Annotated in this window: 12 protein-coding genes; all 12 read left to right on the top strand. The window is 57.5% G+C overall.

Annotated features, from left to right (window positions below):
* Positions 1-56 precede the first annotated feature (56 nt).
* The 12 genes from J2Z49_RS05870 to J2Z49_RS05815 all read left to right on the top strand — a co-directional run bounded on the left by J2Z49_RS05870 (position 57) and on the right by J2Z49_RS05815 (position 13,574).
* A complete protein-coding gene (locus J2Z49_RS05870; protein WP_307400739.1) occupies positions 57-1,229 on the top strand; it encodes an iron-containing alcohol dehydrogenase in 1,173 nt (390 codons plus the stop codon).
* Positions 1,222-2,580, top strand: coding sequence for a sensor histidine kinase (locus tag J2Z49_RS05865; protein WP_307400736.1), 1,359 nt, complete (start codon positions 1,222-1,224; stop codon positions 2,578-2,580). The genes J2Z49_RS05870 and J2Z49_RS05865 overlap by 8 nt, the downstream gene beginning before the upstream one ends.
* A 49-nt stretch (positions 2,581-2,629) precedes the next feature.
* Entirely contained in the window at positions 2,630-4,186 is a 1,557-nt protein-coding gene (locus J2Z49_RS05860; RefSeq protein WP_307400733.1) for a sigma-54-dependent transcriptional regulator, read from the top strand.
* Between the two features lie 377 nt (positions 4,187-4,563).
* Positions 4,564-5,727 carry an iron-containing alcohol dehydrogenase gene (locus J2Z49_RS05855; RefSeq protein WP_307400731.1) on the top strand — a complete coding sequence of 388 codons (1,164 nt, stop codon included), beginning with the start codon at positions 4,564-4,566 and terminating at the stop codon, positions 5,725-5,727.
* Positions 5,728-6,005: 278 nt separating this feature from the next.
* A complete protein-coding gene (locus tag J2Z49_RS05850) occupies positions 6,006-7,733 on the top strand; it encodes an aldehyde ferredoxin oxidoreductase family protein (RefSeq protein WP_307400728.1) in 1,728 nt (575 codons plus the stop codon).
* Positions 7,734-7,799: 66 nt separating this feature from the next.
* Positions 7,800-8,039, top strand: a complete 240-nt coding sequence (locus J2Z49_RS05845) for a MoaD/ThiS family protein (RefSeq protein WP_307400724.1) — start codon at positions 7,800-7,802, stop codon at positions 8,037-8,039.
* Positions 8,040-8,065: 26 nt separating this feature from the next.
* A complete protein-coding gene (locus J2Z49_RS05840) occupies positions 8,066-8,812 on the top strand; it encodes a HesA/MoeB/ThiF family protein (protein ID WP_307400721.1) in 747 nt (248 codons plus the stop codon).
* A 17-nt stretch (positions 8,813-8,829) separates the two neighbouring features.
* Positions 8,830-9,111: a MoaD/ThiS family protein gene (locus J2Z49_RS05835; RefSeq protein ID WP_307400717.1), complete on the top strand. Its 282-nt coding sequence runs from the start codon at positions 8,830-8,832 to the stop codon at positions 9,109-9,111.
* A gap of 112 nt (positions 9,112-9,223) precedes the next feature.
* A complete protein-coding gene (locus tag J2Z49_RS05830) occupies positions 9,224-9,448 on the top strand; it encodes a 4Fe-4S dicluster domain-containing protein (RefSeq protein ID WP_307400715.1) in 225 nt (74 codons plus the stop codon).
* A 171-nt stretch (positions 9,449-9,619) separates the two neighbouring features.
* Positions 9,620-10,318 carry an ABC transporter permease gene (locus J2Z49_RS05825; RefSeq protein ID WP_307400909.1) on the top strand — a complete coding sequence of 233 codons (699 nt, stop codon included), beginning with the start codon at positions 9,620-9,622 and terminating at the stop codon, positions 10,316-10,318.
* Positions 10,319-10,391: 73 nt separating this feature from the next.
* Entirely contained in the window at positions 10,392-11,624 is a 1,233-nt protein-coding gene (locus J2Z49_RS05820) for a molybdopterin molybdotransferase MoeA (RefSeq protein WP_307400907.1), read from the top strand.
* Between the two features lie 12 nt (positions 11,625-11,636).
* Positions 11,637-13,574: a molybdopterin biosynthesis protein gene (locus J2Z49_RS05815; RefSeq protein ID WP_307400713.1), complete on the top strand. Its 1,938-nt coding sequence runs from the start codon at positions 11,637-11,639 to the stop codon at positions 13,572-13,574.
* Positions 13,575-13,609 lie beyond the last annotated feature (35 nt).

Below are 13,609 nucleotides of genomic sequence, written 5' to 3'. Positions count from 1 at the left end.
TTTCCCGGTGATACAGAATTAAAACAATTAGAAAAAATATTCTGGAGAGAAAGCCCATGCGGATGATCAGCAAATTTGTGGCTCCCGAAATTATTTTCGGTCTGGGGGCTTTGAGCCAGGTGGGTGAAAGCGCCCTCCGCCTGGGAGCGACCAAACTCTTTGTGATCAGTGACCCGGGGGTGGTGGCCAACCGGTGGGTGGACAGGGCTATCGACCGGCTCAAGGAGGCCGGCCTTTCCTTTGAGGTATGGTTTGAGGTGACCAGCAACCCGAAGGATTACGAGGTGATCGAAGGGGTCAAGCGTTACCAGGACACGGGTTGCGATGCCATTCTGGCCGTGGGAGGAGGCAGCCCCATCGACGTGGCCAAGGCCGTGGCCATCCTGGCCACCAACGGGGGAGTTATCCAGGATTATGAAGGGGTCAACAAAATCACCCGCCCCCTCCCGCCGTTGCTGGTTGTGCCCACCACGGCCGGTTCGGGGTCCGAGGTCACCCAGTTTGCCATTATCGTCGATACCCGGCGCAAGGTCAAAATGACCATTATTTCCAAATCCCTGGTGCCCGACATAGCCATTATCGACCCCGTGGTACTCCAGACCAAGGACGCCAGGCTGACGGCCGCCACCGGGCTGGATGCTTTAAGCCACGCCATCGAGTCCTTTGTATCCCTGGCCGCAACCCCCCTTACCGACGTAAATGCCTTGAATGCCATACGCCTGGTTGCCAGGTACCTGCGTCCATCGGTTGCCTGCCGCTCCAACCTGGAGGCCAAGTCAGCCATGGCCATGGCAGCTTTACAGGCCGGTCTGGCCTTCTCCAACGCCATTTTAGGGGCCACCCATGCCATGGCCCACCAGTTGGACGCGCAGTTGGATTTGCATCATGGAGAAACCAATGCCATCCTTTTGCCATATGTAATGGAATTTAACATGATCGCCTGTGTGGAAAAATTTGCCCGGATAGCCGAGGCCATGGGCGAAAATATTGCAGGACTGAGTACATGGGAGGCGGCGGAAAGGGCCATCCAGGCGGTACGCAGGCTGGCCCGGGATCTTGATATACCGGATAAAATTACCGTGGAGAACCTGTCGGAGGAGCGTATAAACAATCTTGCCCAAAACGCCCTGAAAGATGCCTGCATTATTACCAACCCGCGGGATGTAACAGAAAGGGATTTGCATAACCTTTTTGCTCTGGCGTTGAAGAGAGGGATTCAGGTTGATTGACGACAAAACCAGGCTGATCGAAAATTTGACTGGGGTCAGATCATCCAAGCTGAATTATTACGTGGAGTTGAAAAAACGCAACCGGGAAATTGTTATTCAGAACCGCCGCCTGGAGATCATCCACCAGTTGAGCCGGGATATCAATATTGATATGTCCCTGGAAATGATCGTGCAGAGGGTTTATGAAAACCTTCCCCTGGTTATTCCGTGTGATTTTCTGGGCCTGATCACGGTGGAAGGCAGTGAGCTGCGCCTGGTGGCCACGCAGCCTCCGTTGCCGTGCAACGGCCTGGTGGTGCCCCGGAATTCGGTGCTCTGGGAGATCATTAGAAAACAGCAAGAACAGGTATATCTGTGTATTGCCGGCGACGGGAAACTTCTTGATGAGCTTCCCGTGCGGCAGTTCGAGCTCAACTGCCTGATCTTGGACCCCCTGAAGGTGAAGCAAAACATCATTGGTATGCTGGTAATCGGCACCCGGGAAAAGAATATCTACTCCCAAAATGATTTAACTTTTGCCCGGCAGCTGGCGGATCAGCTGGCCATCTGCATCCAGAACCGCCGGCTTTACGAGGAAGTGGTCCAGGCCAAGCGGGAATGGGAGGAAGCCTTCCGGGCGCGGGTGCAAATGCAGGCTCAGCTGATCCAGTCGGCCAAGCTGGCGGCCATAGGTGAAATGGCCGCGGGAGTGGCCCACGAACTGAACAGTCCCATGACCGTGATCATTGGCAACGCCCAGATGCTGCAGCGTGAGCTGGGGCCTGAGCACCCGGCTTCCCAGTTGCTCAGGGATATCGTTACCTGCGGCCTGCGCTGCAAAAAGATAATCCAGAACCTGCTCACCTTTGCCCGCCAGGAACCGCCGGTGGTAGCCCCCACCGACCTCAATGAGGTGGTGGAAAGAGTGCTGAGCCTGGTTAAATATCAGATTAACCGGAACGGGATAAATGTCTGCACCGACCTGGCCCCGGACCTGCCCAGGGTGGCTGCCAACGGGCAGCAGCTCGACCAGGTGTTGATCAACCTGTTGCTCAATGCCCGGGATGCTTTAGAAGGGGTGGAAAAGGAAAGGTATATTCGTATCGGCACCGGGGTGCGCAGGGATGAAAATGGGCGGCGTTATGTAGTCGTGGCTGTTCAGGATAACGGGCAGGGAATTTCCCCTGAAAATATGAGCCGGGTTTTTGATCCCTTTTTTACGACGAAAGAAGCTTCCCGGGGTACCGGGCTGGGGTTGAGCGTGAGCCTTGGCATTGCCCGGGCCCACGGGGGGACCATCGAAGTAGAAAGTCGCCCGGGTAAGGGAAGCACCTTCACGCTGGTCCTCCCTTTGGAGGAGGGCCGGTCCTAGATTTTCCATGCTTTAGTTCTAAATTCAGCCTGTTCCCGGAGGGATTATTTTGTCTTTACAGGCACGTATCCTGGTGGTAGATGATGAAGTGGAGGTAGGCACCTTTTTCCGTTGCCTGCTGGAAAGAAAAGGGTACCGGGTAACCGTAGCTACAAGTGGCCAGGAGGCCCGCGAGGCCATTAACGACCAGAAGTTTCACGTGGCGGTGGTTGATTTAAAGCTGCCCGATTTCGATGGCCTGTCCCTGCTCCAGGAGGTAAAAAAGGTGCAGCCCGGCTGTGAAGTCATAATCATGACGGGGTACAGCACCACCAGGACTGCTGTGAGGGCCATTCAACTGGGGGCTTACGATTACATTGAAAAGCCCTTCGAGGACATTTCGCAGATCGAGGCCTTGATCGATAAAGCCCTTGATTTTGCCGGTGGTGCTGAAGAGAGGAAAAAAAGGCTTTCCACCGCCGAATGGGGTCATATTGCCGCCCGGGCGGGAATAATTGTCGGGAACAGCCGGGCCATGAACCAGCTTCTTTCCGTGGCTTTTAAAATTGCCCGCAAGGATGTTAATGTCCTGATCCAGGGGGAAACCGGCACCGGCAAAGAAGTGCTGGCCCGCTTCATCCATGCGGCCAGCCACCGGAGCGACCGCCCCTTTATTCCCGTTAACTGCGGTGCGCTGCCGGAAAATCTTCTGGAAAGCGAGTTGTTTGGTCATGAAAAGGGTGCGTTTACAGGTGCCACCGGCCAGCGCAGGGGTATTTTCGAGCTGGCCAACCATGGTACACTGTTCCTGGATGAAATTGGTGAGGCCAGCCTGTCCATCCAGGTAAAGCTCCTCCGGGTACTGGAGACCGGGGAGTTCATGCGGGTGGGGGGAGAAAAGCCCATTAAAACCGATGTGCGCGTAATTGCCGCCACCAATGTGGATCTGGAGCAGGCCGTCAGGGAAAAGAACTTCCGGGAAGATTTGTTTTACCGGCTTGACGTGGTGCGGCTGCATCTTCCCCCTTTAAGGGAACGCAAAGAAGATATTCCGGTGCTGGTCAATCATTTTTTAAATGAGCTTGCCGGACAAGGAACAGGTCAGAGTATAAAAATCTCCCCTGAAGCAATGAAAATCATGATGCAATATTCCTGGCCGGGCAACGTGCGGGAACTGGTTAATGCCATCCACCAGGCCGCGGCCCTGTGCGACGGCACGGTAATTTTACCCGGGCACCTCTCCAACCGCATAACCGGTGCCCTGAACCGTTTCAAAAAACCGGGGTTGGCGTCCCCGGATGATCAACCGGGAGGCTCACCTTTTTTAGCGCAACTGCAAAACCTGGTGCGTTCAAAGGATTTCCTGTCCGGCCTCGAGGACGGGGAACTGCCACGGGTTTTTCATTTGTTAAAGGTACTGGAAAAAAAGGTGCTGGAAGTGATGTCCCGCAGGGGCCTGTCCTGCCCGCCTCCCGCAACCATTGAGGAAATGGAAAGGGAAGCTATCAATCAGGCCCTGGTTTATTCCCGCGGCAACATTACTCTGGCCGCCCGTATACTGGGTATCGGCCGGAATACCCTCTACCGAAAATTAAAAGAAATGCAGGGCGAAGCAGGAAACAGCTAATTACAGGGCACGTCGTTAGACCCTCGCTCCGGCGTTCCGCGCAAGATACGCACCTTGCGTCCGGTACCCACCGGCAAGTTCGGTTTTTCACATACGGCAGGTCAACCGCTTTCCCGCCGGAAGCGGTTTTTTTTTGATAGGGCCGCTTCTAAATTTCTAAATTGAAACTCCCCGCTCCAAATTGGCTAAGCTTTTGTCCCGTAATGGAACGCTGTCAACAATGGGTTGCCTTAAACGTAGCGAATTTCAAGATTTTTATCTCTGGCATGAATATTGCCTTACTTTGAATAATCGAAAAATATAAATTCTTGCAAGGAGAGGAATAAATATGATTGTTTATTCCTCTCCCAGAACATTAAGTACAGGAGGCGGTTTTAATGGCATTGGGTGAACAGGTTTACGGGTATTACATCCCTACGGTGAACCTCATGGGTATTGGGGCTCACAAAAAGGTCGGCGAACAGGTGAAAATTCTCGGCGGCAGGAGGGTGCTCATTGTAACAGATGCCTACCTGGCCAAGTCCGGCATGGCCGACCAGATTAAGGCGCAGGTAGAAGAGGCCGGCGCCGAGGCCATTATCTTTGCCGGGGCCGAGCCCAACCCTACCGACATCAACGTCCATGACGGCTTAAAAGTGTTCCAGGAAAACCAGTGCGACATGATCATTTCCCTGGGCGGCGGCAGTTCCCACGACTGCGCCAAGGGTATCGGCATTGTAGCCACCAACGGGGGCAACATCCGGGATTATGAAGGCGTGGACAAGTCCAGCAAACCCATGCCCCCCTTCATTGCCGTGAACACCACCGCGGGGACGGCCAGCGAAATGACCCGTTTCTGCATCATTACCGATACCGACCGGAAGGTGAAAATGGCCATCGTGGACTGGCGGGTTACCCCCAACGTGGCCATAAACGACCCCCTGCTCATGGTGGGCATGCCCCCGGCCCTGACGGCCGCAACGGGGATGGATGCTTTAACCCACGCCGTGGAAGCGTATGTTTCGACCATGGCCACCCCGGTTACCGATTCGGCGGCGCTGATGGCCATGAAGTTAATTGCCGGCAACCTGCGCCAGGCCGTGGCCAATGGCCAGAACATGGAAGCCCGGGATAAGATGGCCTATGCCGAATTCCTGGCCGGCATGGCTTTCAATAACGCCAGCCTGGGTTACGTCCACGCCATGGCCCATCAACTGGGCGGCTTCTACAACCTTCCCCATGGCGTATGCAACGCCATCCTGCTGCCCCATGTCTGCCGCTTCAACCTGATTGCCTGCCCGCAGCGGTTTGCCGACATTGCGGTGGCTTTGGGCGAAAACATTGAGGGGCTTTCCGTGCGTGAAGCTGCCGAAAAGGCTATTTTCGCCATTCAGAAACTGTCGGAGGATGTGGGTATTCCTTCCGGTCTCGCCGGTCTGGGAGTGAAGGAGGAAGACCTGACCGTCATGGCCGAAAACGCCATGAAAGATGCCTGCAGCCTGACCAACCCGCGCCTGGCCACCCTGGACGATATAATTGACATCTACCGGCAGGCAATGTAAAATGTAATCATTGGCTAATGATAGGAGAGTCAAATCTCTCCTATCATTATTTAGTAAAAGTGTCCTGTTGTGATGCTGGTGCCCTGTAATGGAGCAGGTATGGCGTATCAAAATGGCGCGTTACTTTTGTATATGGTGAAGGTATACCGCAGGATTTATGCAGAGTGGCATAGAAATTGTAAGATAAAAAATTGTAGTTTGGGAAAACAAAAAGATCTTGGAAATAAAAAACAATCATAGAAAGAAAAAACAAAAAGATCAAAAAGGGGGAAAAAGCGGTGTCCAAGTTCCTGCGGGTTAATACGACCACCGGGGAAGTCAAGTTTGAAGAAGTACCGGAAAAGTACCTGACACTTGGAGGCAGGGCGCTCACGTCCCAACTGGTTTTAGATGAGGTGCCGCCCGCCTGTGATCCTCTCGGTCCCTACAACAAACTGGTTATCGCCCCGGGACTGCTCTCCGGCACCAACGCACCGTCGTCGGGACGGCTGTCCGTGGGAGGAAAGAGTCCCCTCACCGGAGGGATTAAGGAAGCCAATGCCGGCGGTATTGCCTCTCAAAAGCTGGCCAACCTGGGCATCAAGGCCATCATTCTTGAGGGTAAGCCCGCAGGCGGCGATTGGTACCTGCTCAAGGTAACTGCCGATGGGGCGGAGTTGCTGCCCGCCAACGATCTGGCCGGCAAGGGTACCTACGAGGTTACGGCCATCTGCCGGGAGCGTTACGGTAATAAGGTCGCCGTGATTACCATTGGTCCTGCCGGCGAAATGCTCATGCCGGCCGCAGGGGTGACCAACAACGACAGCGACGGCAACAGCAGCCGTTATGCCGGCCGGGGGGGCCTGGGGGCCGTAATGGGTTCCAAGAAAATTAAGGCCATCGTCGTGGACAGCCCCACCACCTTTGATGCCCCGGTCAAAGAACCCGAGCGGTTTAAGGCGGCAGCCAGGAAGTTTGCCCAAATTTTACAAAACCACCCCGTAACCGGGCAGGGCCTGCCCAGCTACGGCACCAATGTGTTGATGAACATTATCAATGAGGCCGGTGCCCTTCCCACCAGAAACTTCCGCTTCGGCCGTTTTGACAGGGCCAGCGAGGTCAGCGGGGAGAAACTGGCCGAAGTGGCCGTGGCCCGGGGAGGAAAGGCCACCCATGCCTGCCACCCCGGTTGCGTCATGCGGTGTTCCAACGTCTATCCCATGCCCGACGGCAAGGTTTGTGCCCCCATTGAATATGAAACCGCCTGGTGTTTCGGCCCGAACCTGGAAATCGGCGACCTGGATGTAATCGCCAAACTGAACTACATCTGCAACGACGTGGGCCTGGACACCATTGAGACAGGGTGCACCCTGGGTGTGCTCATGGAGGCCGGGGTGATACCTTTTGGCGATGGTGAAGCTGCCGTTAAGGCTTTAGAAGAGGTGGCCAAGGGTACACCTCTGGGGCGGATTATCGGCGGCGGTTCGGCCAACGCCGGCCGGGTTTACGGTGTAACCCGCGTGCCCGCTGTGAAGGGCCAGGGCATCCCCGCCTATGACCCGCGGGCCTGCAAAGGCAACGGCGTTACCTACGCCACCACGCCCATGGGCGCCGACCATACCGCCGGTTACGCCGTAACGGCCAACATCCTCAAGGTAGGCGGCTATGTGGACCCGCTGAAATCCGACGGACAGGTGGAGCTTTCCCGGAACCTGCAAATTGCCACCGCGTTCATAGACAGTACCGGATTGTGTCTCTTTGTGGCCTTTGCCGTTCTGGACAACCCCGAGGGAATGCCCACCATTGTGGAATTGCTTAACGCCAAGTACGGCCTCAATTTAACTGTGGATGACGTGCTCAACCTGGGCAAACAGGTATTGAAGGCGGAGAGGGAGTTCAACCTCAAGGCCGGGTTCACCAGCGCCGACGACCGGTTGCCCGAGTTCTTCAGCCTGGAAGAACTGCCGCCCCATAACACGGCCTTTGATGTTAAGGAAGAGGAATTGGACCAGGTATTCAACTTTTAATCAGGTGGCCGGCAAGGCACCCCGGGGGGTGTCTTGCCGCCTTTCGTAATAACGGGGGTATGTTGTTTGCGGCTGGAAGTGCGCGTTTTCAGCGGACTGGAGAAATATATACCCGGGGCCCGTTTTGGCCAGAGTATAGAGGTGGAGCGTCCGGAAGGAATTACCGTGGCCGGACTTGTGGACAGCCTGGGCATTCCCCGGAGCCAGGTTTTTACAGCCCTGGTCAACGGGCGTCACGCGGCCATGGATGCCGTTTTACAGCCCGGCGACCGTGTTTCCCTGTTCCCGCCGGTAGGTGGGGGATAAGAGAAATCAAGAGGTGTTAGGGAATAATGAAAGAGCTTTCCCGGGAACAACAGAAGCGCTACCAGAGGAACATCCTCCTCCCCGGCGTGGGCATTGAGGGGCAGAAGAAGCTGTTGCGCGGCGGGGTACTGGTGGTGGGGGCCGGCGGGTTGGGTTCACCGGTAGCCTACTACCTCGCCGCGGCCGGAGTAGGGCGTTTGGGTCTGGTGGATGCCGACGTGGTGGATTTGTCCAACCTGCAGCGGCAAATCCTGCACCGCACCGGCGATATCGGCCGGCTCAAGGTGGAATCGGCCAGGGATAAGCTGGTGGCTCTTAACCCGGACGTGCAGGTGGAGGTTTTCCCTGAACGTTTGAGCGCCGCCAGTGCCGTGTCCTTGATCGAGAGGTATGACATTGTTGTTGACTGCACCGATAATTTTGCCACCCGTTTCCTGCTCAACGAAACCTGCCTGCGCCTGGGGAAACCCTTTATCTACGGCGGTGTGCTGGCCTTTGCCGGGCAGGTGATGACCGTGATGCCGGGGGCGGGTCCCTGCCTGCGCTGTATTTTCCCGCACGAACCGGATCCGCACGTCCCCGGCTGCGCGGAACTGGGGGTCCTGGGGGCCGTGCCGGGTGTTATCGGTACCATCCAGGCCACGGAAGCCATCAAGTACCTCCTGGGGCTTGGCGATTTGCTGGTCGGCCGTTTGCTTACTTATGACGCCCTGTCCATGACCTTTTATGAAGTTTCCATAGATCGGGACTCCGGATGCCCGGCCTGTGGCTAAAAGGCGAGGTGACGGCGATGGCCAGAATAGAACTGCGGGCCTTTGGCCCGTTGATGAAGATTTTTTCCCACCGGGGCTGGCCTTTCCCCCTGCATGTGGAAATCGCTCCCGGTGATACTCCCGGGACTCTATTAAAGCGTCTGGAAATACCTGAAGAACAGGTGGAAGTGGTCTTTATCAATGGCCGGGTGGAAAAAAAGAGCCATCCTATGCAAGACGGCGACCGGGTGGCTTTTGTCCCGCCGGGCATACCGTCCATTCACAGGGTCATGCTGGGTTTTTACGGGAAAAAGCAATGATGAACTCCCGCTTTATCAAACACCTTCACGGTGTTTTTTGTTTGCGTACGGCAGGTTATCGGGGGCTGACCGGAGAAATTTTTAGTTGACGTCATTTTCGGGGGGTACGTTCATGGCAAAGGAACTGGCGGTCAACCCCGGCAAACGTATCGGCTGTTGCACCTGTGCCCTGACCTGTGCCATTACCCACCATGGGGAGTTCAACCTTACAAAAGCCTGTATCCAGATCACCAGGCATGAGTTTGACGGGACATTTGCGATTACCTTTTCATCCTGTTGCCGCGGCTGCAAAAAATGTGCCCTGGCCTGCCACGCGGGGAGCCCTGCGGGTGGTTGAAGCAGCCGGGGCGGCGAAATAGAGAGGGGGTAGTGTACGGTTACAGCGGCAAAATCCCGGATATCGACCTCACTGCCGGGAAAATAGGGGAACGCCCGGTGGAGCAGGATTGGGCCGGGGAGTATATATTGGTGTGATATGGATAATAGCTATTAAAGGAGTTGAATGAGTTTGGAAATCTTCTGGCAGGGTCTTGTGGAGGCCGTTCGTTTGCTGGCGACAGGCGATCCTGAAGTTCTGGATATTACCTTACGCACTTTAAAAATCTCCGGTTTGGCCACACTGATCAGTGTGCTCATTGGCGTTCCCCTGGGGACCCTTCTGGCCCTGACCAATTTCCCCGGCCGCCGTTTTCTGGTCAGTGTGGTTAACTTTGGCATGGGCCTGCCGCCGGTGGTGGTGGGACTGGCGGTCTGGCTTACCTTTACCCGGTACGGGCCCCTGGGTTTTCTCGATCTCCTTTACACCCCTGCGGCCATGGTGGTGGCCCAGGCCATTATTGCTTCCCCTATAGTGGCGGGTTTTACCGTGGCTGCCATGCAGTCTTTAAACCCGAAGATTCCCCTGCAGATCCTGGCCCTGGGGGCTTCCCGGTGTCAATTGCTGTGGCTTCTGGTGCGGGAGGCCCGGCTGGGCCTGCTGGCCGCGGTTATGGCCGGGTTTGGCGGCGTGATTTCCGAGGTGGGCGCCTCCATGATGGTCGGCGGCAACATCGCCGGAAGCACCCGGGTGCTTACGACGGCCACGGTACTGGCAGTGGGCCAGGGCAAGTATGAGCTGGCCACCGCCTTAAGCATCATTTTGCTCCTCCTGGCCTACGGTATTACCGCCTTTTTAACCATGGCCCAGCAGCGCGGCAGCCATGCTTAAAGATCGGAGCGATGAGGGCGACGGGGGCGACCGCCGCCATGACAGCGTTGCCATATTAAGGAGAGAAAAGTGGATGAAGGAATTATTTCAGGCAGTTACCATTAAAGAGGCGCGGGAAATAGTTTTAAACCATGTGTCATTTCCCCGGGAGGGGGAGAAAGTTTCATTGTTGTCCGCCCTCGACCGTTGTCTTTTGCACGATGTAGTGGCCGTTGACGATGTGCCCGGCTTTGACCGTTCCACCATGGACGGTTTTGCCGTGCGGGCAAGGGATACCTTTGGCGCCTCCGAGGGCCTGCCCGCCTACCTGGAAGTGGCGGGGGAAGTCCTGATGGGTGTGGCGCCGGGAGGGGAGTTAAAGCCGGGCCAGGCCTGGCGCATTGCCACCGGCGGTATGCTGCCTCCGGGCGCCGACGCGGTGGTGATGGTGGAGCATACCGAGGAGCTGGATGAGAAAACCATTGGCGTTACCAGGCCCGTGGCCCCCGGGGAAAACGTCGTCCGCCGGGGCGAGGATGTCCCGGCCGGGAGCGTGGTGTTGCCGGCGGGACACCGCCTGCGGCCGCAGGACCTGGGGATACTGGCCGCAGCCGGGGTTGTTGCGGTGGAAGTAAGACGCCCCTTAAGGGTGGGTATCATCTCCACCGGCGATGAAGTGGTCTCCCCGGAAGAAAAGCCGGCTCCGGGCCAGGTGCGGGACATCAACTCCTATACCCTTTACGGCGCGGTGGCCGCCTGTGGCGGCGAACCCCGCCTGTACGGCATTGTCCGGGACGACTTTTACCAGCTGCAGGAACGGCTGGCCCGGGCCCTTTCTGAAAACGATATGGTGCTGCTCTCCGGGGGTAGCTCGGTGGGCACCCGGGACGTGGCGGCCCGGGTGATTGATTCCCTGGGGCAGCCGGGGGTTTTATTTCACGGAGTTTCCCTGAAACCCGGCAAGCCCTCCGTGGGGGCGGTGGTGAACGGCAAACCGGTCTTCGGGCTGCCCGGGCATCCCGCCTCGGCCCTGGTGGTCTTTGAGCTGCTGGTGGCCCCTTTGATTAGATCTTACAGTTACCCCCAGGAAAGCTTTTGGGAATTCCCCTTGAGGGCACGGATAACCCGCAATTTGCGTTCCGCCGCCGGGCGGGAGGATTTCGTGCGGGTGAAACTGCGTTTGCAGGACGGGGAGCTTCACGCGGAGCCCGTGCTGGGCAAATCGGGCCTGATTACTACTATGGTTCGTGCCGACGGGCTGGCCCGCATCCCGGCGGGCAAAGAAGGTGTAGAAGCAGGCGAATGGGTGGAGGTCAAACTTTTTTGAGGAGTGATGGCGTTGTCTAAAGTTACGGGCAAACGGGACGTTTATCTGGACGACCGGCCCTGGGAAGAAGCCCTGGAAGAATACATGGCTTACCTTGAGCAAAAGGGGGTACTTAATCCCGGCCCGCCCGAGGTGGTGGCGGTGGAGGAAGCCCGGGGCCGGGTGACGGCGGCTCCCGTTTATGCACGGGTGTCTTCGCCCCACTACCACGCGGCGGCCATGGACGGCTATGCGGTCAGGGCTGCCCTTACCTTTGGTGCTTCCGAAACTGCTCCCAAACGGCTGGCTGTGGGCAGCGAGGCCATCATGGTCGATACGGGTGATCCCCTCCCCGAAGGGTGCGATGCGGTGATCATGGTGGAGGACGTGCATTTTGTGTCCCCGGAAGTCCTGGAGATCACCCAGCCGGTTTATCCCTGGCAGCACGTGCGGCCCATTGGGGAAGATATCGTCGCTACGGAAATGATCGTTCCCGCCAATCACCGGGTGCGCCCGGTGGACATCGGGGGGCTCCTGGCCGGCGGGGTAACGGAAATTTCCGTCCACCCCCGGCCGCGGGTGGCCATTTTGCCCACCGGTACGGAACTGGTGGAGCCGGGTCGGGAGCTGAGGCCCGGGGATATTATCGACTATAACAGCCGGATGCTGGCAGGCCTGGTGAGCGAGTGGGGGGGCGATCCGGTCCGCAAAAAAATCACCGCCGATGATTTTGAGGCCCTGCGCCAGTCCCTGCTCGAAGCCCTGCAGGAATCCGATGTGGTCCTGATCAATGCCGGTTCATCGGCCGGCAGCGAGGACTACACGGCGGAAGTAATCAGAAGTCTGGGCCGGGTGCTGGTGCACGGTGTGGCCACCAAGCCGGGGAAACCGGTGATCCTGGGGGAAGTGGACGGGCGGCCGGTGATCGGGGTGCCCGGTTACCCCGTATCGGCCTACCTGTGTGCCGATTTGTTTGTTAAACCAATCATATACAAAAAGCTTGGTTCCGTCCCGCCAGCCCGCCGGAAAATTGAAGCCACCGTTTCCCGCAAGCTGGTCTCCTCCCTGGGAGTAGAGGAGTTTGTACGGGTCAAACTGGGACAGGTGGGGGACAAGATCATTGCCACACCAATATCCCGGGGAGCGGGCATTATTATGTCCCTGATCCGGGCCGACGGGATTGTGCGGGTGCCCCGGCTTTCCGAGGGTTACGGTGCGGGCCAGGCGGTGCCGGTGGAACTCCTGCGTCCCCTGGAGGAGATCAAGGAAACCACCGTCATCATCGGCAGCCACGATATCGCCCTGGACGTCCTGGCCAATTACCTGCGGCGCCTTTACCCCCAGGCAAGCCTGTCCAGCGCCCATGTAGGGAGCCTGGCGGGTCTGAACGCCTTGAAAAGGGGGGAGGCCCACTGTGCCGGCACGCACCTTTTGGATGAGGAAACGGGGGAGTACAACGTTTCCTATATCCAGCGGCTGCTGCCGGACAGGGGAGTAGTGCTGGTCAACCTGGTCTACCGGGAGCAGGGGCTGATTGTGGCCAAAGGCAATCCCAAAGGGATCAGGGGGCTGGAAGACCTGGCCCGGCCCGGTGTCACCTTTGTGAACCGGCAGCGGGGGGCGGGTACCCGGGTTTTGCTGGATTACCACTTGAAACAGCTGGGGATCAGCCCGGACCAAATAAACGGTTACGAGCGGGAGGAATACACCCACATGGCCGTAGCGGCGGCCGTGGCCGGCGGGGTGGACGCAGGGCTTGGCATCCGGGCCGCCGCGGTGGCCCTGGGGCTCGACTTCATACCCCTGGCCGAGGAGCGTTACGACCTCTGCATCCCCCGGGAATACTGGGATACACCTTACATCCAGCGTTTGTTGACCGTGATGAACCTGCCGGAGTTCCGGAAAGAGGTACAGGCCCTGGGCGGCTACGACCTGCGGGACTGCGGCAAGGTCATGTGGGAACAGAAGTAAGAGGCAATCTTGATACGACCATGTTCCAGGGATAT

Origin of the sequence: Desulfofundulus luciae (genome assembly GCF_030813795.1) — a bacterium.
Lineage (GTDB): Bacteria > Bacillota > Desulfotomaculia > Desulfotomaculales > Desulfovirgulaceae > Desulfofundulus > Desulfofundulus luciae.
The sequence above is the reverse complement of the archived record's forward strand: the minus strand, read 5'-3'. Positions and strand labels throughout refer to the sequence as shown.